This is a genomic window from Variovorax jilinensis (assembly GCF_030316885.1).
Classification (GTDB): domain Bacteria; phylum Pseudomonadota; class Gammaproteobacteria; order Burkholderiales; family Burkholderiaceae_C; genus Variovorax; species Variovorax jilinensis.
In genome coordinates this window covers 61,991-81,768 of the sequence record NZ_JASZYQ010000013.1, presented here as the reverse complement: position 1 = coordinate 81,768, position 19,778 = coordinate 61,991, and the positions used below count along the sequence as shown (strand labels likewise).

Here is a 19,778-nt window from a genome sequence, read left to right as displayed (position 1 = left end):
TGCGACCAGCGGCGCGAAGGCGACAACCATGATCGCGTCGTTCAGCGCCACCTGCGACAGCGTGAAGTACGGGTCTCCCTTGCAGAGCTGGCTCCAGACGAACACCATGGCCGTGCAGGGCGCTGCCGCGAGCAGGATGAGCCCGGCAATATAGCTGTCCAGTTGCGCCGCCGGCAGGAGCGGCGCGAACAGGTGGCGGATGAAGATGTAGCCCAGCAGCGCCATCGAAAAAGGCTTCACTCCCCAGTTGATGAGGAGAGTGACGCCGATGCCGCGCCAGTGCGCCTTGACCTGGCCGAGCGCCGCGAAGTCAATCTTCAGCAGCATCGGAATGATCATCACCCAGATCAGCACGCCCACCGGCACGTTGACCTGAGCCACCTCGAGGGCGCCGATCGCACGGAACACGCCTGGTAGCAGCTGGCCGAGCACGATGCCAGCGACGATGCAGAGCGCGACCCACACCGTCAGGTAGCGCTCGAAGAAGCCGATCGCGGGCGGCGCCGCGTCGTCGGCGTACAGAGTCTGTAAAACCGTCATGTGGATCGCCGATGGACTCGGGACGGCGCGAAGTCGGTCAGCATTGGCAGAGCGCTTCGGCCGCGGGCAGGCACGGGGCGCCTTGGCAGCAGTTTTCGGTCAGGTAGCCGATCAGGCCGACTACCTGGCTGAACGCGGCACGGTAGATGAGATTCCGGCTTTGCCGTTCCTGCGTGACCAACCCCGACGACGTCAGCTCCTTCAGGTGAAAGGACAGGCTGGTGGCGGGCACGCTCAGCGCTTTCACCAACGCACCTGGCGTGAGGCCATCGGCGCCGGCAACCACCAAGGCCCTGAACACCTGCAGGCGCAGTGGTTGCGCGAGCGCGGCAAGGGATCTCAAGACATCTTTCTCATCCATATTTCAACGATACTCGTATGATGGAAGTTATGCAATCACCTTCCTCCATCACCATCTTTCACAACCCGGCATGCGGCACCTCGGGCAATACGCTGGCCCTCATCCGAAACGCCGGCATTGAGCCCGTCGTTGTCGAATACCTCAAGACGCCGCCGAGCCGGGAGCGCCTCGAGCAACTGATCGCGGCCATGGGCATCACCGTGCGCGAAGTGCTGCGGCAGAAGGGCACGCCCTACGACGAGCTCGGCCTGGCCGACCCGAATTGGTCCGACGCCGAACTGCTCGACGCCATAGAGGCGCACCCAATTCTCATGAACAGGCCGATCGTCGAAACGCCGCTGGGCACGAAGCTGTGCCGGCCCTCCGAACTGGTGCTCGATCTGCTGTCGCAGCCGCAAGGCGGCGCGTTCACGAAGGAGGACGGCGAAATCGTCGTTGATGCGGAGGGTCGCCGTGTCCGGTAGCACGCTTCAAACCCAGCGCCACGCACGCACCGTGGCGAGTCTCCCGAACCTCGATGCAAGCCTCTTCGAGGCACCCACGCTGGATCGGTTGGCGCCGCACCAACCTTCGGACCACGCTCCAAGGTTCCTGCTGCTGTACGGCTCTCTGCGCGACCGGTCGTTCAGCCGGCTGGCGGTTGAAGAAGCCGGCCGGCTTCTGACGGCCATGGGCGGTGAGGTGCGCGTGTTCGACCCGGCCGGCCTGCCGCTGCCCGACAGTGCGCCCGACAGTCATCCGAAGGTGCAGGAGCTGCGCAGCCTGGCGCAGTGGGCCGAAGGCATGGTCTGGTGCTCGCCCGAGCGCCACGGTGCGATGACCGGCATCATGAAGGCGCAGATCGACTGGATTCCACTGAGCGTCGGCGCAGTGCGGCCGACGCAGGGCAAGACGCTCGCCGTGATGCAGGTCTCGGGTGGCTCGCAGTCGTTCAACGCGGTGAACCAACTGCGCGTGCTGGGGCGCTGGATGCGCATGATCACGATCCCCAACCAGTCGTCCATCGCCAAGGCCTACGACGAGTTCGACGAGTTCGGCCGCATGAAGCCATCGGCCTACTACGAGCGGGTGGTCGATGTGATGGAGGAGCTGTTCAAGTTCACGCTGCTGACGCGCGATGTGTCGGGGTACTTGGTGGATCGGTACAGCGAGAGGCGGGAGAGCGCGGCGAAGCTTTCCTTGCGAGTCAATCAGCGCTCGATCTGAAGCGCTGATGCGCCTTGTTAGATGACTGCTTAGCTGCCAATAGCGTCATACATTCGATCGCTCGGAACGTCCGTTGCTGGCCGTGACCGCCATTTTGAGGTGTCGCTAGGAAGCTACCGTTCGGGTGCATCGCCAAGGGCCTTGCCAGGGGGCCGTACCATCCAACGGCTTTGAAGATCCGCGATCGACCGGTACGTCCGATCGACTGCGGGGCGGGTCAGATTTCAGTTTGCTCGGAGATCTCCAACGCATCATCCACTTCGATGCCGAGGTACCTCACCGTCGACTCGAGCTTGGCATGGCCGAGCAGCAACTGCACAGCGCGCAGGTTCTTGGTGCGTCGATAGATCAAGGTCGCCTTCGTTCGCCGCATCGAATGCGTACCGTACTCAGCTGGATCAAGACCCAGCTCCTCAACCCACCCCTCGAGAATACGAGAGTACTGGCGTGTGCCGAGATGTGGAGAAGCGTGGACACGGCTTGGGAACAGAAAATCTTCTGGCTTCCGCCCCGCTTGCTTGATCCACTTCTGCACAGCATCGCGCGTTACTGGCGTGATCTCGAACTGCACAGGACGTTGGGTCTTGTGCTGCATCACCACGGCGCGTGCCGCCACTTGGTCGCCGTGGCAGATGTCCCGCACTTTGAGGCCGACTAGGTCGCAGCCGCGGAGCTTGCTGTCGATCCCGAGGTTGAAAAGCGCAAGCTCGCGCACCCGGTGCTCCATCTGAAGGCGAACCCGAAGCGCCCAGATGTCCTTAACCTTGAACGGCGCTTTCTGCCCGACGATCTTTCCCTTGTTCCATGGCTCGCGTTGAACGGCGCTATGAGTAGCTTCCATGACGGACTCCCATCAAGTTAAGGGAGATCAACCATGCACCGACCAGCAATCAACCACCCTGGCCACGGTCAAAGCAAACCAAGTGGCGCCGACCGCCCCAAGGGCTGCTTTCGGGCGACGACGCCACCAGGCGGTCCCGGCCACGACCGGCCATCCGTTCGCCCGCCCGCTACGACCGGTCTCGCCTGCTTAGCGGGCATCAGAGGAGCGCGCCTTGCCGGAGGCACATGCCGATCGCGAGGCTTAAACGGGTCCGGCTTTCCGAGGTCGTCCCAGGGGAAAGGCCAAACTCCCAAGAGCCCAAGCCCAACTGCAACATTGGAAAGAGGATCTGGCAAAGCCGCCATGGCTTCTTCCTGCGTCTCAGGATGTGCGGCGCAAGCCTTCGCCGTGACAGCGCATCGCCCCAGCTAGCACGCAGGAAAGCGCTGGTCGTGTACCGAGTCACCCCGAGATACCACCGATTGGGCTTGCCTGGCGGAGCGACTGCGAGGTCCGTTCGTGTGCGCGGATGAGGCCGTGACTTACAAGGCAACCGTGCGACAAAGCGCAAGGTGCAAGGTGCCGAGCCTGCGCAGGCGCCGCCCGACAAAGCGGCCCGACGAACGATGCCTCAGAAAGGCTCCCATGGTTGACGATCCCGAGCAGAGCAAAGACCGCCCACGGACAGACCGATGCGTCCGGGTCCGCGGCGCACGCGAACACAACCTCAAGAATGTGGACGTCGACTTGCCACGCGATGCACTGGTCGTGTTCAGCGGCGTTTCGGGTTCGGGCAAATCCTCGCTGGCCTTTGGCACGCTCTACGCCGAGGCGCAGCGACGCTACCTCGAATCGGTCGCGCCCTACGCACGTCGTCTCATCGACCAGGCCGGCGTGCCCGAATTCGATTCGATCACCGGCCTGCCGCCCGCCGTGGCGTTGCAGCAGCAGCGCGGCACGTCCAGCTCGCGCTCGTCCGTCGGGAGCGTGACGACGATTTCGAGTTCATTGCGCATGCTCTATTCGCGCGCCGGCACCTACCCGCCGCGTCAGCCTATGCTGTACGCCGAAGACTTCTCGCCCAACACGGTGCAGGGTGCGTGCCCCACGTGCCACGGGCTGGGGCGCACCTACGAAGTCACGGAGCGAACCATGGTTCCGGACGATTCGCTGACGATTCGTGAACGGGCCATCGCCGCCTGGCCGCCCGCGTGGCATGGGCAGAACCTGCGCGACATCCTCGTGACGCTGGGCCATGACGTCGACAAGCCTTGGCGCGACCTGCCGAAGAAGGTGCGCGACTGGATCCTCTTCACGGACGAGCAGCCGACGGTGCCCGTGTACGCGGGGTTCACGCCCGCGGAAACACGGGCCGCACTGCGCAGCAAGATGGAGCCGAGCTACCAGGGAACCTTCACGGGCGCCCGCAAATACGTACTGCACACCTTTGCGACCACGCAGAGCGACCTCATGAAGAAGCGCGTCGCCCGGTTCATGGAGCCCAGTGCCTGTCCCACCTGCAAGGGACGCCGGCTGAAGCGCGAGGCTTTGTCGGTGACTTTCGCGGGCCACGACATCGGAACGTTGTCGCAACTGCCGCTCTCCGAACTGGCGGGCGTGCTCGCACCGGCAGCGGATGGCTTCTTTTCCGGGAAGCCCGAGGCCAACGTGCTCAGCCGTGATGCGGCCAGGCGCGCCACGGCGAAGCGCGTAGCCGCTGGCGGGTCGGCACATCTTGCCGCCCCGGACGTGCGGCACACGCCGGCACTCTCGGAGGAAAAGCGCATCGCAGCCCAACGCATCGCCCATGATGTGCTCCAGCGTGTCACGACCCTGTTGGAACTCGGCCTCGGCTATCTTTCGCTCGATCGCCTCACACCCACGCTGTCGCCCGGCGAACAGCAACGGATGCGACTGGCCACGCAGATCCGCTCGAATCTGTTCGGGGTCGTCTATGTCCTCGACGAACCCTCCGCCGGCCTGCACCCCGCAGACAGCGAGGCACTGATGACTGCCCTGGACCGGCTCAAGGCGGCCGGCAACTCCCTTTTCGTCGTCGAGCACGACCTCGACATCATGCGGCGTGCAGACTGGCTCATCGATGTCGGCCCCGATGCCGGCGAAAAGGGAGGCCAGGTGCTCTTCAGCGGCCCGCCGGCCGGGCTTCGGGCGGTCAAGGCCTCGCATACCGCGCGCTACCTGTTCGACACGGCGCCACCGCGGCCCCGCACCCCGCGCGAGCCCGCCGCCTGGCTCGCCCTCGCGCAAGTCAGCTGCAACAACCTGACCCGACTCGACATCGAGTTTCCGCTCGGGGTGCTGACGGCCGTCACCGGTGTTTCGGGTTCCGGCAAATCGAGCCTGGTCACCCGAGTCCTGACGGAACTGGTCGCGGCGCGTCTCGGTCACGAGCCCCCACACGAGGAAGAAGACCGGATCGAGGCCGCGGCGCAGGACCGCGTGACGGGCCACATCGCGCGCGGCGCAGAGTTGCTGCGCAGGCTGGTGCATGTCGACCAGAAGCCGATCGGCCGGACGCCGCGGTCGAATCTCGCCACTTACACCGGCCTGTTCGACCACGTGCGCAAGTTGTTCGCCGCCACGCCCGCAGCCAAGTCACGGCGTTTCGATGCGGGACGCTTTTCCTTCAATGTGGCCAAAGGCCGATGCGACACCTGCGAGGGCGAAGGATTCGTCAGCGTGGAGTTGCTGTTCATGCCCAGCGTCTACGCGCCCTGCCCGACTTGCCATGGCGCTCGCTACAACGAGAAAACGCTCGCCATCACCTGGCGGGGAAAGAGCATCGCCGACATTCTCCGCATGACCGTTGACGAAGCTGTCGGCTTCTTCATCGACGAGCCTGCCGTGGAGCGTCCGCTGACGCTGTTGCAGGCCATCGGCCTGGGCTACCTCCGCCTGGGCCAGCCCGCCACCGAACTCTCAGGCGGCGAGGCACAACGCATCAAGCTCGCCTCCGAGCTGCAGCGCGCGCAACGTGGCAAAGGTTTGTACGTGCTCGACGAACCCACGACCGGACTCCATCCCTCCGATGTCGACAAGCTGATGCTGCAGCTCGACGGCCTGGTCGCCGCGGGCAATACGGTGATCGTGGTGGAGCACGACATGCGGGTCGTGGCGGCGTGCGATTGGGTGATCGACATGGGGCCGGGCGCAGGCCACGGGGGTGGCCGCGTGGTGGCGGCCGGAACGCCTGCGCATGTGGCCGATTCGACAAGCAGCCTCACGGCGCGCTACCTCGCGCCGGTGCTGCACGGTCGGTCGCGTGAAAGCTAGCAGATCGCTCACGACAGCGCGGCACCGCACGCGTTCACCATAGTTGTGTGCAGCATGCGCTTAAATACGCCGTTCCAGCCGTCGTCGCTCAGGCCGTCACCGTACCGGCCTCCGTACCGGCCTCCGCCCCCGCTTCCGCCTCTGCTTGCGCTTTCGTCTTCGTAGCGTCGGCACGCCGCTTCGCGCCCGGTACCGTCCCGTCGGACACCTTGTCGATGCGAAGCGCCTTCTGAACCGGGTCGTAGCCGAGCTTCACGCTCTGGCCCGCCGACACTTCGCCCTTGAGCATGGCGGTTGCCAGCCGCGATTCGACCTCCGAGCGCAGTTTGCGCTTGAGCATGCGGGCGCCGAACTCGGGGTCATAGCCGATCTCCGCCAGGTGGTCCACCAGCGAGTCGTCGAATTCCAGCTGCACGTTCTGCGCGGCCGCCGTGCGCGCCACACGCTGCAGCTGCAGCCCGACGATGGCATGAATCTCCGGCCGGCCCAGCGCGTGGAAGACCACGACCTCGTCGACTCGGTTCAGGAACTCGGGCCGGAAGTGGTGGCGCAGCAGTTCCATCAACCGGTCGCGCAGCGCCGGGTACTCGAGAACTTCGCGATCTTCGGCCTTGAGGTTGCGCTGGATTACGTCCGACCCGAGGTTGCTGGTGGCGATGACGATGGTGTTGGTGAAGTCGATCACCCGTCCCTTGCCGTCGGTGAGGCGCCCCTCGTCGAACAGCTGCAGCAGGATGTTGTGCACCTCGGAATGCGCCTTCTCGATCTCGTCGAGCAGCACGACGCTGTAGGGTCGGCGCCGCACGCGCTCGGTGAGCTGGCCGCCCTCCTCGTAGCCCACGTAGCCCGGCGGCGCGCCGACCAGCCGGGCGACCGTGTGCCGCTCGGAATACTCGCTCATGTCGATGCGCACCAGCGACTCCTCGCTGCCGAAGACGGTCGCTGCCAGGGCCTTGGCCAGCTCGGTCTTGCCGACGCCGGTGGGGCCGAGGAAGAGAAAGGTCGCGGTCGGCTTGCCTGCTTCGCCCAGGCCGGCTCGCGCCATGCGCACGGCTTCGCTGACTGCGTGCACCGCCTCCTCCTGGCCGACCACGCGTTCCCGCAGCCGGTCTTCGAGCTGGAGCAGCTTCTCACGGTCCTCGGTCGTCAGCTCGGACACCGGCACGCCGGTCAGCGCCGAGACGATCTGCGCCACATCCTCCACGCTCACTTCGGAAGAGCTGGTGCCACGCCGCTTCTTCCAGGCCGCAGTGGCGTCGGCGAGCTTCTTCTCGTCGCCCTTGATGCGGTCGCCCAGGTCCTTGGCCTTGTCATACTGCTTGGCCGCACCTGCGGCGTCCTGCTCCTGGCGCAGCTTGCGGACGTTGGCCTCGATGTGCTGCAGCTCCTGCGGCCGCGAGCTGGCATGGATGCGCACCCGCGCCGCAGCCTGGTCGATCAGGTCGATCGCCTTGTCAGGCAGGAAGCGCGCGGCGATGTAGCGTGCGGAGAGCTTGGCGGCCGCCTCGATCGCGCCTTCGCTGATCTTCACCTTGTGGTGCGCCTCCAGTCGGTCGCGCAGGCCGCGCAGGATCTCGATCGTGTCCTCGATGCTGGGCTCCGGCACCATCACCGGCTGGAAGCGCCGCTCCAGGGCAGCATCCTTCTCAATGTACTTCTGGTACTCATTGAGCGTGGTCGCGCCGATCAGGTGAAGCTCGCCGCGCGCCAGCGAGGGCTTGAACACGTTGGCGATGTCCAGTCCGCCCTCGCCGCCGCCGGCACCCGCGCCGACGATGGTGTGCAGCTCGTCGATGAAGATGATCAGCTCGTCCTGCCTGTCGATGATCTCGTCGAGCACCTGCTTGACGCGCTCCTCGAATTCGCCGCGGTACTTGGCGCCCGCGACCATGCTGTTGACGTTGAGCTCCATCACCCGCTTGCCGCGCAGCACGTCGGGCACCTGGTCCTGCACGATGCGCTGCGCCAGGCCCTCGACGATCGCGGTCTTCCCGACACCGGGTTCGCCGATCAGCACCGGGTTGTTTTTCTTGCGGCGCGCCAGCACCTCGATCGTCGTCTCGATCTCCTGAGCGCGGCCGATCACCGGGTCGAGCTTGCCCTGTCGGGCCAGTTCGCTCAGGTCGCGGCCGTACTTGTCGAGCGTCGGAGTGCCGCTGCGCTGCTTGAGCTTGCCTTCCTCCGCGCCCTTGCCGACGACCTTGACGACCTTCTGGCGCAGCGACTGCGAATTGAGGCCGAGTTTGCGCAGCAGTTCGCCGGCAAAGCCGTCTTCTTCTTCCACGAGGCCGATCAGGATGTGCTCCGGCCCGACATAGCTGTGGCCAAGTTCGCGCGACGCGATCATGGCCTGCTCAAGGGCGCTCTTGGCGCGCGGCGACACACCGATCTGCGGCGTCTCGCCCTTCACGACCTTGCGCTCGCCGCGGGGCGCGTTCTCTTCGATGTTCGACCGAAAATCCGCCTCCGACAGTTTGTAATCGCGCAGGATCTCCTGAACGATTTCGTTGTCGAGCAGCGCCAGCAGCAGGTGCTCGGTGTCGACCTCGTCCTTGCCGTACTCCAGCGCCTTCTCGGCTGCGACCTGGAGCCGATCCATCGCCGCTTCGTTCAGGAAGCTGCGCAGGTCCACCGACTCGCGCGAGCGCTGGCGCCGCGGCGCGCCGGCATGTGGCCGCGCCTTGTCGCCGCCTGCGCCGCCTGCGCCGCGTGCGCCGCCGGCGCCTGGCGACTCGCCGAACAGCGAGCCGCGATCGCCGAAGAAGCTCTGGAACTCGTCGAACAGACCGCCGCCGAACAACGACTCGAGCGGCGAGCGCCGGAGGGCGCTGCCCATCGTCTCCGCATAGTGTTCGTCGCAAAGTGCGACCTGGCGGGTCTTGCCGCCTTCGCGCAGTGTCAGTTGGGTGGAGGCGGGGCGTCCGCACACGTCGCACTTGGCCATGACTGCTCCTTCTTCAGGCGGTGTATTCGAACTTCGGCAGGGCCTTCAGTTCGTCCTTGCTCGCCTTGGGCAGCACGGCCTTCGGCGCGATGTGCGTGAACTGACGCACCGGAATCGCAACCAGGTGCTTACCCATGCCGAGAAAGCCGCCGACGTTCACGATCGCGGTCGAGAGGTTGCCGTCGGTCGAGACCACGAGGTCGTCAACCTTGCCGATCTTTTCGCCCTTCTCGTTGTAGACATCTTGGTGAAGCAGCTTCGAGGCGCGGTAGCCGGTGGCGACCAACTGGGTTTCGGCGATGGTCACGCCAATCGTGGCCTTCGCAGCCACCGGTGCCGGGGCTGCCTTGATGACCGCTTCCTTCGGCGCCGCGGGGTCAGGGGCTGCCTGGCCGCCGGCGAGTTGCGTCAGGCCGAGGCCGAGCATTGCACAAGCGATGCTGGTGCGAAGAAGTTTCGTGTCCATGATGTTTTACTCCGTAGGGGTTGAAGGGAATCACTTGATCTCGAGCTTGCGCGAAGCCTTGGTGTCACCGGCCTTCTTTGGCAGTCGCAGCGTCAGCACGCCCTGGTCGAAGCGTGCCTCGGCCTGCTCCAGGTCCACACCATCGTGCAGCGGCAGCACGCGCTGGAAACTGCCGAAAGCCCGCTCGAGCGGATAGCAGGCCTGCCCGACCCGCTTGGCATCCACGCGCTTCTCGCCGCGCAACACCAGGATGTTGTCTGCGACGTCTATTTCCAGGTCCTTCTTTTCCATGCCTGGCAGCTCGGCCGTGAGGCGCAATGCGTCGCCGTCGTCGAAGATGTCGATGCGCGGCTCGAACACGGCCGGGCCGAAGTCGCCGAACCACCCGCTTGTCCCGCCGAATGCGCCGCGCAACGGGCCCGGCAGCATGTTGAAGGGGTCCAGCGCCTGCAGCAGCTTCGTCGGTGCGGGCCACTCAGTGGACGAGCGCGCCTGCGACGAAGCCTCGCCGGTGGCGCCGCTGTCGGCAGGCCGCTCGGCGGCGCCGCTTCGGTTGAACTTGAAGGGAAACCACTTCTGTGAATCGAGTGTCATGTTCGAACTCCTTGTTGAGACTGAAGACTCAATGGCTGCCCACTGCGAGCGGCGCGTGCGTCGCGGGTTCTTTTGCTGCCCGTCGGATATGCAGGCCCACGCCGAGCAGCAGCACGCCGGTGAGCACCGCATGCAGGCTGATCAGCCACACGAGGGTCAGCGCGCCAGCCCCGGGCGCCGCGATGACCAGCGCGCCGAACACCAGCGAGACGATGCCGCTCAGCACCAGTGGCCACCTGGCGCGCAGCACGCGGCGCAGGCGGATCGCAAGCGCGATGTCGAGCGCACCGGTCAATACCGCGTTGACGCCCATGATCAGCACCAGCACGAGGGCGGTCAGCGCGGGATAGACCAGCGTATAGACGCCGGCCCCGACGCTCACGCTGCCCAGCAGCAGAAGCAGCCACCATTGCGGATCGCTGCGCCGCCTCACGAAGGCGGCCGCCACCGAGGAAAAACCGCCAACCAGCGTGTAGGCCGCGAACATCGCCAGGAGCAGGATCAGCGTCAGGCCCGGCCACGCGATCGCGAGCACCCCGAAAAGGATCGCGAATGCGCCGCGCAAGATCAACATCCAGGACGCCGCGCCGTCGGCTTGCGTATTCGATGACTCGCCATTCGCCCCAGGATCTGCATTGGTCGACATCTGAATGCTCCTTCGTATAAGTCGGTGGGAGGATCGAGGCTAGAGCGCCGGCGACGGCCTGTCTTGCCCGATCCTGCCGTTCGTACCGCAAAGGTGCGGAGCCAGACTCAAAGACCGATCGTGATGCGGTTCTCGACCGCGCTGACGCCCGGCGCCTTCCAGGCCGCGCGCTCCGCTTCCTCGCGCTCGGCCCAGGCGCGCACCCTGCCCTTGAGGGTCACCTTGCCACCGTCCACCTCGACCGTGATCCGCGCGGCGTCGGTCTGCGCACTGCGTACCAGTGCCTCCTCGACCTGCTTCTTGATGTCCGAAGGTTGCGCCTTGGGCTTCATCTCGATCAGGTTGCTGACGCCCTTCACGCCGGCGAGATTGCGCACTACCCGCTCGGCCTGCTGCTTCTTGTATTGCCAATCGACCGTGCCCTTCAGCGTGACCCAGCCCTTGGAGACGGTGACGTCGATCTTTTCCCGCTCCAGCAGAATGTCCCATTGCAGGGCGCGCGCTGCGGCGGCGGCAATATCCGAGTCGGTGCGCTCGTAGCTGGTACCCAGCCGGACCTCGATGTCGTTGGCCACGGCCTTCACTCCGCGCACGCGATGCGAAGCCTCTTCCGCCGCCCAGCGCTTGGTGTAGGAATCGACATAGCCGGTCAGCGTGACGACGCCTTCTTTCACGGCCACGCCGATCTCGTTGGATTGCACGCGTGGTTCCCATTTCAGTTCGGCCAGCACCTCGTTCTGAATATCGACGTCGGTGCGGGCAGCGGTAGCAACAGTCATGATTGATCCTCTATCTGTTCATCCAGCGCCCGCTGGGGAGAAGCGACTTCCATCCGACAACCACACGCGGGCGCAATGGCGCGAAAGTCGGTTGCTTGAAGAATAGGTCTGCAGATCGGCCCGGTCTTGCTCAGACCTGCGCAGCTATGTCGCGGGACTGCGCGCAACGAATCAAGCCACTGCCGCGCATTCATCCTGAAGCTGCGCGGCGTGAGGCCGGTATGGCCGCCTGCCCGTTAGAGATGCCGGGGCTGCCGGTCGCTGCTTGATCATGCGGACGCAATGGAAGGGGTCATCGACCTCTTGATGCCGAGGCCTCGCTCGGTGACCTGCCATGCGCCCTTCGCTCGCGATGCCATGTGCTTGAAATGCGACGCACTGCCCAGCGCCGGGCTTCGCCAGCATGCGCAGGAATCCGGAAGACGACTGCGGCCACTGCGCCTTACGCTGACCCGTCGAGAGTCAATCATTGGAGATGAGGAGCAGGCTGCCGAGCCGACGATTCTCGAATCCGACGAGACCCTCGCTTCGCAGTACCGAATGCGCCGAACCCCACTCAAGGAGAAGCCCGATGAAGCGTCTGTTCCTCTTCCTCGCCACCAACCTCGCGGTGATGATGGTGATGTCGGTCACCGTGCGGCTGCTGGGCGTGGACCGCTTTCTGACTGCCGCTGGGTTGGACGTCGGCACGCTGATGATCTTCTCGCTGGTGATCGGCTTCGGCGGTTCGTTCATCTCGCTGCTGATGTCCAAGCAGATCGCGAAATGGTCCACCGGCGCTCGGATCATCGAGCAGCCGCAGAGCACCGACGAGGTCTGGCTGCGCGACACCGTGCACGCGCTGGCGCGGCGCGCGGGCATCGGCCAACCGGAGGTCGCGATCTACCCCGGTGCGCCCAACGCCTTCGCGACCGGTGCCTTTCGCAACGCATCGCTCGTGGCCGTGTCGACCGGCCTGATGCAAAGCATGAACCGCGCGGAGATCGAGGCGGTGCTGGGCCACGAGGTGTCCCACGTGGCCAACGGCGACATGGTGACCATGACCCTGGTCCAGGGCGTGGTCAACACCTTCGTGGTGTTCTTCGCGCGCATGGTCGGCTACCTGGTCGACAGGCTCGTGCTTCGCCGCGACGATGACGAACACGCCGGCGGCGGGATCGGCTATTACGCGACGGTGTTCGCCTGCGAGATCGTGTTCGGCATAGCGGCTTCACTGATCGTGGCGTGGTTCTCGCGCCACCGCGAGTTCCGCGCCGACGCGGGGTCGGCACGCCTCTTGGGAACACCGGAGCCGATGATTCGCGCGCTGGGCCGTCTTGGCGGCATCGAAGCCGGTGAGCTGCCGCAGTCGCTGCGGACGCTGGGCTTCGCCGGCCTGCCGTCGTGGATGCATCTGTTCGCCAGCCATCCGCCGCTGGAGCAGCGCATCGCAGCGCTGCAGGTCGGACATGGAAGCCCCGTGCCGTGGGCGAACTGAGGCTTGGATCATGGCCTTCAACGATTTCAGAGCGCCGCCGTCGCCGGCGGGGCCGGCGCTGGTGAGGATTTACGGACGGCTGGGCAATGCCGCCGCCTGGGCTATACGCGACTTCCTGCATCGCAGCGACGTGCCCTTCGAATGGATCCCTCTGCCGAGCGACGACAGCGCACGCAGCAAAGTGCAGGTCGACCACCTGCACGATGCGCGCCTGCCGGTCTGCCTCTTCCCCGACGGCACACGCATGGAATGCCCGACGATCCGGCAGATCACCGAGAAGCTCGGCTGGTTCAGGAATCCGTCGCGCTCGGAATACGACCTGGCCATCTACGGCGCCGGGCCGGCCGGCCTGAGCGCCGCGGTGTACGCCGGGGCCGACGGCCTGTCGACCGTTCTGGTCGAGCGCCTGGCGGTCGGCGGCCAGGCCGGCAGCAGTTCGAAGATCGAGAACTACCTGGGATTTCCGCAGGGCATCAGCGGCATGGACCTCGCGGAGCGCGCCCGCGAGCAGGCGTGCAAGTTCGGCGTCGAGATCCTGCTTGCCCGCGAAGGCGTGCGCGCAGAACTGGAGCCCGGACGCGGCGTGGGCGTGCTCGAGGACGGCACTCGAATCGTCGCGCGCGCCGCAATCTGTGCCACCGGCGTGGCCTACCGGCGGCTCGGACTGCCCAACGAGGATCAGTTGATGGGCTCAGGCCTCTACTACGGCGCCGGCGCCAGCGAGGCACCGCTGGCGCGCGGTCAGCATGTGTTCATCGTCGGCGGCGGCAACTCGGCCGGCCAGGCGGCGATGCACTTCGCGCCGCACGCGAGTCGCGTCAGCATGGTGATACGGGACGCATCGCTGAAGGGCACCCTGTCGCGCTACCTGATCGACCGCATTGCCACCAGTGCCAACATCGAGGTCCTTGCGCGCACGGAGGTGAGTGCGCTGCACGGCGATGCCGCGCTGCGCGAGATCACGTTGCGCGACCTCGCGACAGGTGCCGAACGCCGCGTCGCGACGCAATGGCTCTTCGTGTGCATCGGCGGCGAGCCGCAAACCCATTGGGCGGAATCGATCGGCATGGAGCGCGACGAGGCAGGCTACGTCCTCACCGGCCCTGATCTGCTGCAAGGTGGCCGGCGCCCGCCGCAGTGGCCGCTGGACCGCGAGCCGTACTTTCTCGAGACCAGCACCCCAGGCGTTTTCGCGGCCGGCGACGTGCGGCACAACGCGGTGCGCCGCGTCGCGTCGGCGGTGGGCGAAGGCGCGATGGCGGTGGCCTTTGTGCACCGCCATCTCGACGCCAGCTGAATGTCGCCTTCTTCACGCGTCATCAACTGCCAATAGGCCCGCCGCAGCCGTCACCCCCGCAATTGGACACGAATCGCAGGCCCCAGGAAGACGCGGCGCAGGTGCGATTCCTATGCTCGACCCATCACATCTTTGACCTGCAATCTCAAGGAGACCCGATGAAGACACTTTCCCTCGTCGTCGCGCTGGCTCTCGCCCCGTGCGCACAGCCAGATTCCAGGACCTCATCCATGGATACGGACGATGTGCCCGTCGCGGCAGCGCACCGGGAGCAATGACATGGACGGCTACCAATCCATCCTGGTTCACCTGGATGCCTCGCCGCGCTGCGCGGAGCGGCTCGCGATGGCGCGCAAGATCGCGCCGGCCCACGGCGCGGCGACCCTGATCGCGCTGCTGGCCATCGAGCCGCGCTTGTTGCCCTTGCCGCTGCGCGTCGATGTCGAGGCCCTGGCCGTGCCGATCGTGCCCCAGATCGACCCCGAGCATCGCGACTTCGCCCGCAGCCTGTTCAACGGGGCCCTGGCCTCCGGCGATCCGGCCATGACCTGGGCGGAGGTGCCGGGCGATCCGCCCGTCTGGGGCACGGCGCAGGCCTCGCTCTATGTCGATCTGATGGTGCTGGGCCAGCATGATCCCGAAGAGCCGCGAACGCGGGACGTTCCGAGGGACTTTGTCGAATCGGTCGTGATGGAAAGCGGTAAGCCGGCCCTGGTGCTTCCGTATGTCGGGCGTTATCCGGCCGTCGGCCAGAACGTGCTCATCGCATGGAAGCCCACGCGCGAATGTGCCCGCGCCGTTGCCGGCGCGCTGCCGCTGATACGGCGCGCCAAGCGCGTGCACGTGGTGTCCTGGGGACCGGACAACTACGGCCCGGCGGAGACCACCTTCGGCATCGTGCGCGCGCTGCGCTGGCATGGCGTCGAGGCGTCCGCGAACCGCTACCCCGACGAGCCGAGTGAGCTGGGCGAGCTGCTGCTGTCCCACGCCGCGGATCAGGCCAGTGACCTGCTGGTGATGGGCTGCTACGGTCACCATCGCATCCACGAACTGCTGCTCGGCGGCGTGACGCGGACCGTGCTGCGCTCGATGACGCTGCCCGTGCTGATGGCGCATTGAAAGAGGGAGGCCACATGTCAGCAGTAATCCATGCAGGCGAACGCGATTTCGAATCGACGCTCGCAGCGCAGCAGAATCCGGTGCTGGTCGATTTTTCGGCCTCCTGGTGCGGACCGTGCCAGGCCATGGCGCCGGCGCTGGAGTCCTTCGCGGAGCGCCGGCGTCAGGAACTGGCCGTCGTCAAGGTCGACATCGACGAGGCGCCGTCCATCGCGGCGAAATATGCGATCCGTTCGGTGCCCACGCTGATGCTGTTCCACCAGAGCCAGAAGCTGGCCATGCAGCCGGGGATGATGAGCGAGTCCCAGCTCGGCGCCTTCGTGGACCGGCACCTGCCGCGCAGACCTGCCGCGGTGCAACAGGATCCGGGGCGCCCGCAGATCGACCTGGACTGGTAACGAGCCTGCTGCGCCGGAATGCGGGCCGTCAGGACGCTTCCTTGCGCGCACGAAGTTCGGTGATGAATTGGTCCGCAGGTGTGAAGAAGGGGTTCTCGTGCAGCACGCCACCTAGGATAGTGACGGGGTGCGTGCGCAGGACGTCTGCCATCAGCGCCGCACTGGTCTTCGAAAGGTCGTACATGCACACCACGGTATCGCGCCCTTCCGGCACTACGTCGTTGAGGCGGGCTTCGTACTCGAGGAAGTCTTCCACGCCCGGCCAGTCTTCGCCAGCCCATTCGGCGTGACCGGTGATCCGTGAGATCGGGGTCTGCGCACCGCCCGAGATATGCTGCTGGATGAAGCTGAGCATGCGGGAAACGTCGAAGTGCCCGTCCCGCAGGTACATGTCGAACACCGAGTGGACCTCGAGCATCCCTTCGCGCTCCTCCTGCGCGACGTCGATGCCGGCCGCATAGAGCTGCCGCAGATGTTCATCGCGAAGCGACGCGTCAACGATCTGGAAGGCCCGATCGCCTCGCTCGAGCCCATCCTTGATGAAGGGCATCATGATGCGGTTTTCCTCCTCGGCGGTGCGGAAGAAGGCGCAGATGTGGCGGTACTTGCCCAGTGTCGAGCCGGCGATTTCCATGGCGACCTGTTCGCCCTGACCGGACGACAAAGCCACGAGGCCGGTGAAACTTGAATTCATGATAATTCCTCCAGGTTTTCTGCCAACGTACGCCAAACCGCGCGCGGCGCGAGCGGTCGCACGCGAATCCTCAGAATCTTTTAGCACCTTTCTGAAAGAGAAAGTGCACTTTCCGAGGGCGATCCGTGCCACGCTTGCTGGTTGCCCTTGAATCGCAGACCATGGATGAACCCGCCATTGAAATCCGCCGCCTTCAGGACTGCATCAGCGGACTGATGAGTTTGCTCGCTCTGCCGTCCCTGTGGGACAGCCGCGATCCAATGTCCATCCTGCGAACGTTGCTCGAGATGCTGGCGCGCATGCTGGCCCTGGACTTGGCATACGCGCGGCTGGACGGCGAGGCGGCGCCGATGCTCGAGCTGGCACGCAGCGAGCATCTGCCCGACATCGCCCGACGTGCGGACGAGATCGGCGCAGTCATCGAACCGTGGCTACTGGCACAGCACCCCGGCGTGCCCTATGTGATGCCGAATCCGTTCCAGCAAGGCGATCTCCGCGTCACGCACCTATGGCTCGGGGTCAAGAAAGAGGTCGGAGTGATGCTGGCTGCCTCCCGGCGCCCCGGATTTCCGAGCGCCACCGAAACGCTGCTGCTGCGGGTGGCCGCGAACCAGGCGGCCGTCGAACTCCAGCGGGCACAGCTGGCCGCCACCCGACAGCGCGCCGAGGCCGCGGAACGGCTCAACGACGAGATCAAGGCGCACAACGCCTACCTGCGCCAGGAAACCGAACAGCCTTGGGGCGAGATCGTCGGTCGCAGCAAGTCGCTCGCACAGGCACTGACGCTGGTGGAGCGCGTTGCGCCGACCAATGCATGCGTCCTCGTCCAGGGCGAGACGGGGACCGGCAAGGAGCTGATCGCGCATGCCATACACCGGCTCAGCCGCCGCCGGCAATACCCCTTTGTCCGGCTCAACTGCGCAGCCATCCCCACCGGGCTGATCGAAGCCGAGTTGTTCGGACACGAGAAAGGCGCCTTCACCGGAGCCGTCGGCAAGCGCATCGGGCGCTTCGAACTGGCCGACAAGGGCACCATCTTCCTCGACGAGGTCGGCGAGATTCCGCTTGAACTGCAGGCCAAGCTGTTGCGCGTGCTGCAGGAGCACGAGTTCGAACGCCTGGGAAGCACCCACACGCAGAAGACCGACGTGCGTCTGATCGCGGCGTCCAATCGCGATCTGGCGCGGATGGTCGCCGCCCGCACCTTTCGCGACGATCTCTACTACCGCCTGAAGGTCTTCCCGATCGAGACGCCGCCGTTGCGTCATCGCGCGGACGACATCCCCGTGCTGGCCCAGCACTTTCTGCAGGTTCACTCGCGCGCCAACAACCGGTCGATCACGACCATTGCCCCCGAAAGCCTGGCGGCGCTCTGCCAGTATTCCTGGCCGGGCAACGTGCGTGAACTGTCGAACTTCATTGAGCGCTGCGTAATCCTCACGCAAGGCGCCACGCTGGAAGTCCCGGCCGGCGAATTGAAGCTTCGCCCCAATGCGGAAGATGCCTCGGACGAAAGTCTCGAACGCATGGAGCGCCAGCATATCCTGCGGGCCCTGGAAGAATGCAACTGGGTCATCGCCGGCCCTGCCGGTGCGGCCGCCAAGCTGGGCATGAAGCGCACGTCGCTGCAATCCAAGATGCAGAAGCTCGGCATCACGCGCAATTGACCGCGCTGCCGAAATGCCGGCAGCGGTGACGGAGGGCCGGCAGCCGCGTGTCTCATCAAGCGAGTCGCGAGCGCGGTCCTGCTGGCCCAAACCCTTGTCACGCCTCGTGATTTTGCAAAGCAGCGCGTCATTCGCCCGCGCTCGCGACATCGGCACGTCCCTTGCGAGATGAACAGCATGCCTGTCGTCGGCAGCGCAGGAAACAGACGAAAAAGGGGGCCCCATGCTTGCAGAAAACCATGTCGGAAACGACGGCTTGTTGAGTGCCCATTTCCCGAAGCGGCCGTATCCTCCGCCTCCAGGAACTGTGTGCGATCCGGTCATGCGCATTGCGCATCTGGGTGCAGCGGATCTCGGCAGCGTGCGCACACGCAATTCTGTCGACATCCTCGTGCCGAAGGAAACCGCGAATCTGTTCACCACCCATCGCATGGAGGCCGCGCGAGACCGAACTGCTTACGTCCGCGCGCCGCTGGTCGCTGTTGTTCCGCCGGCGCTCCCTCATTCGCTTGCAGACAGACCCGGCTCCAACACGCTCATCCTCAGCATCGCAGAGCCCTTCTTCAGCGAGACGGCCCGTGCCGCGCTGGGCAGCGACGAGTTCAGCTTTGTCCAACCCCATGCAGCGACCGATTCGCTGATCCGCGAAGTCGCCGACGCTGTCGACCGTGAATTCCCGAGCCACCGACTGGCGGCCAGCTTCCTGAACGCATTGGCCGCCCTGCTGGCTGCGCACGTCGCGAGGAACTACGTGGCCGCGGGACCTGCAAAGGCCATGTCCACCGGCGGATTGGCGGCCCACAAGATGCGCTGCGTCCGCACATTCGTTGCCGAGCATCTCGGCGAGACGATCCACGTCGAACAGCTGGCCGCTGAAGTGCATCTGAGTCCCTTTCATTTCGCGCGGATGTTCAAGCAATCGACGGAACAGTCGCCGCACCTGTACATCCTTCTGCAGCGCATCCAACGCGCCAAGGAGCTCCTGGCCGGCACCGACTCGCCGATCATCGAAGTGGCCGCTGATGTGGGTTTTCGCACGCAAGGCCACTTCACCGGCGTCTTTCATCGATATACCGGGTTCACGCCGAAGGTATTCCGGACGAGCGCGCGCGAGGCCTCGAGCCGGCCCATTGATCCATCAGGAGGCCACCATGACCGATGAGACATCCATGCACAACGCCGTCGCGTTCGAGCTGCGGTTCCAGTCGCTCTACCAACTGGGCCGCGCGCTCGCGTTTCCCTGTGATTGCGTGGGCAATGTCGACCTCGATCATTTCAGCGAGCGCGTCAGGAACAACTACCTGTTCGCTAGGGCGGTGATGGGGCGAGAGTACGGGTGGCCGCGGGTCACCCCCTGCCCGGGCACGTATGGCGCAAGCGATGACAACAGTGTGAAAGGCAGCGTGCCCTCGCCCTAACCGTCGGAGCTCGTCGAGTCGGCCGAACGCTCGTGGCGGCCTTTATCGCAGTGCC

Annotated in this window: 19 protein-coding genes; 10 read left to right on the top strand and 9 right to left on the bottom strand. The window is 65.5% G+C overall.

The window, feature by feature from the left end:
- Positions 1–540: arsenic resistance protein (locus QTH87_RS25925; RefSeq protein WP_444812849.1), on the bottom strand; the 540-nt coding region annotated here is incomplete at its 3' end.
- A 37-nt stretch (positions 541–577) separates the two neighbouring features.
- The gene (locus QTH87_RS25920; protein WP_286613287.1) at positions 578–901 is read right to left on the bottom strand and encodes an ArsR/SmtB family transcription factor; all 324 of its coding nucleotides are present in this window, start codon (positions 899–901) and stop codon (positions 578–580) included.
- Between the two features lie 29 nt (positions 902–930).
- On the opposite strand from QTH87_RS25920, the gene arsC reads away from it, so the two are divergent.
- Together arsC and arsH are read left to right on the top strand one after the other, a co-directional pair.
- Entirely contained in the window at positions 931–1,365 is a 435-nt protein-coding gene (arsC, locus tag QTH87_RS25915; protein ID WP_286613286.1) for an arsenate reductase (glutaredoxin), read from the top strand.
- Complete coding sequence (gene arsH, locus QTH87_RS25910; protein ID WP_286613285.1) at positions 1,340–2,107, top strand: arsenical resistance protein ArsH; 768 nt, start codon at positions 1,340–1,342, stop codon at positions 2,105–2,107. The genes arsC and arsH overlap by 26 nt, the downstream gene beginning before the upstream one ends.
- A gap of 217 nt (positions 2,108–2,324) precedes the next feature.
- Here the strand turns inward: arsH and QTH87_RS25905 are convergent, their stop codons facing one another.
- Positions 2,325–2,948 (bottom strand): tyrosine-type recombinase/integrase, encoded by a 624-nt coding sequence (locus tag QTH87_RS25905; RefSeq protein WP_286613284.1) that lies wholly within the window; start codon positions 2,946–2,948, stop codon positions 2,325–2,327.
- 627 nt (positions 2,949–3,575) lie between these two features.
- Between QTH87_RS25905 and QTH87_RS25900 the strand changes: the two genes are divergently transcribed.
- Positions 3,576–6,224: an excinuclease ABC subunit UvrA gene (locus QTH87_RS25900; protein ID WP_286613282.1), complete on the top strand. Its 2,649-nt coding sequence runs from the start codon at positions 3,576–3,578 to the stop codon at positions 6,222–6,224.
- Between the two features lie 88 nt (positions 6,225–6,312).
- Here the strand turns inward: QTH87_RS25900 and QTH87_RS25895 are convergent, their stop codons facing one another.
- From QTH87_RS25895 to QTH87_RS25875, 5 genes are all read right to left on the bottom strand, one after another.
- Entirely contained in the window at positions 6,313–9,168 is a 2,856-nt protein-coding gene (locus QTH87_RS25895; protein ID WP_286613279.1) for an ATP-dependent Clp protease ATP-binding subunit, read from the bottom strand.
- 13 nt (positions 9,169–9,181) lie between these two features.
- Positions 9,182–9,595 (bottom strand): PRC-barrel domain-containing protein, encoded by a 414-nt coding sequence (locus QTH87_RS25890; protein WP_286613278.1) that lies wholly within the window; start codon positions 9,593–9,595, stop codon positions 9,182–9,184.
- Positions 9,596–9,664: 69 nt separating this feature from the next.
- On the bottom strand, positions 9,665–10,228 hold the full coding sequence (locus tag QTH87_RS25885) for an Hsp20/alpha crystallin family protein (protein WP_286613277.1): 564 nt from the start codon (positions 10,226–10,228) through the stop codon (positions 9,665–9,667).
- A gap of 28 nt (positions 10,229–10,256) precedes the next feature.
- A complete protein-coding gene (locus tag QTH87_RS25880) occupies positions 10,257–10,802 on the bottom strand; it encodes an HdeD family acid-resistance protein (RefSeq protein WP_286613275.1) in 546 nt (181 codons plus the stop codon).
- Positions 10,803–10,981: 179 nt separating this feature from the next.
- Entirely contained in the window at positions 10,982–11,653 is a 672-nt protein-coding gene (locus QTH87_RS25875) for a BON domain-containing protein (protein WP_286613273.1), read from the bottom strand.
- A 571-nt stretch (positions 11,654–12,224) separates the two neighbouring features.
- Between QTH87_RS25875 and htpX the strand changes: the two genes are divergently transcribed.
- The 4 genes from htpX to trxA all read left to right on the top strand — a co-directional run bounded on the left by htpX (position 12,225) and on the right by trxA (position 15,944).
- Positions 12,225–13,130, top strand: a complete 906-nt coding sequence (gene htpX / locus QTH87_RS25870) for a protease HtpX (protein ID WP_286613272.1) — start codon at positions 12,225–12,227, stop codon at positions 13,128–13,130.
- A 10-nt stretch (positions 13,131–13,140) separates the two neighbouring features.
- Positions 13,141–14,427: an NAD(P)/FAD-dependent oxidoreductase gene (locus QTH87_RS25865; protein WP_286613270.1), complete on the top strand. Its 1,287-nt coding sequence runs from the start codon at positions 13,141–13,143 to the stop codon at positions 14,425–14,427.
- Between the two features lie 279 nt (positions 14,428–14,706).
- Positions 14,707–15,546 (top strand): universal stress protein, encoded by an 840-nt coding sequence (locus QTH87_RS25860; protein WP_286613268.1) that lies wholly within the window; start codon positions 14,707–14,709, stop codon positions 15,544–15,546.
- A 14-nt stretch (positions 15,547–15,560) separates the two neighbouring features.
- On the top strand, positions 15,561–15,944 hold the full coding sequence (gene trxA / locus QTH87_RS25855; protein ID WP_286613267.1) for a thioredoxin: 384 nt from the start codon (positions 15,561–15,563) through the stop codon (positions 15,942–15,944).
- A gap of 28 nt (positions 15,945–15,972) precedes the next feature.
- Here the strand turns inward: trxA and QTH87_RS25850 are convergent, their stop codons facing one another.
- Positions 15,973–16,638 (bottom strand): MEDS domain-containing protein, encoded by a 666-nt coding sequence (locus QTH87_RS25850; RefSeq protein WP_286613266.1) that lies wholly within the window; start codon positions 16,636–16,638, stop codon positions 15,973–15,975.
- A 161-nt stretch (positions 16,639–16,799) separates the two neighbouring features.
- On the opposite strand from QTH87_RS25850, the gene QTH87_RS25845 reads away from it, so the two are divergent.
- The 3 genes from QTH87_RS25845 (at position 16,800) to QTH87_RS25835 (ending at position 19,723) form a co-directional block, all read left to right on the top strand.
- The gene (locus QTH87_RS25845; protein ID WP_286613265.1) at positions 16,800–18,305 is read left to right on the top strand and encodes a sigma-54 interaction domain-containing protein; all 1,506 of its coding nucleotides are present in this window, start codon (positions 16,800–16,802) and stop codon (positions 18,303–18,305) included.
- A gap of 223 nt (positions 18,306–18,528) precedes the next feature.
- Positions 18,529–19,467 (top strand): helix-turn-helix transcriptional regulator, encoded by a 939-nt coding sequence (locus QTH87_RS25840; protein WP_286613263.1) that lies wholly within the window; start codon positions 18,529–18,531, stop codon positions 19,465–19,467.
- Entirely contained in the window at positions 19,457–19,723 is a 267-nt protein-coding gene (locus QTH87_RS25835; protein ID WP_286613261.1) for a hypothetical protein, read from the top strand. Before QTH87_RS25840 ends, QTH87_RS25835 begins: the two co-directional genes overlap by 11 nt.
- The last annotated feature ends 55 nt before the right edge of the window (positions 19,724–19,778 follow it).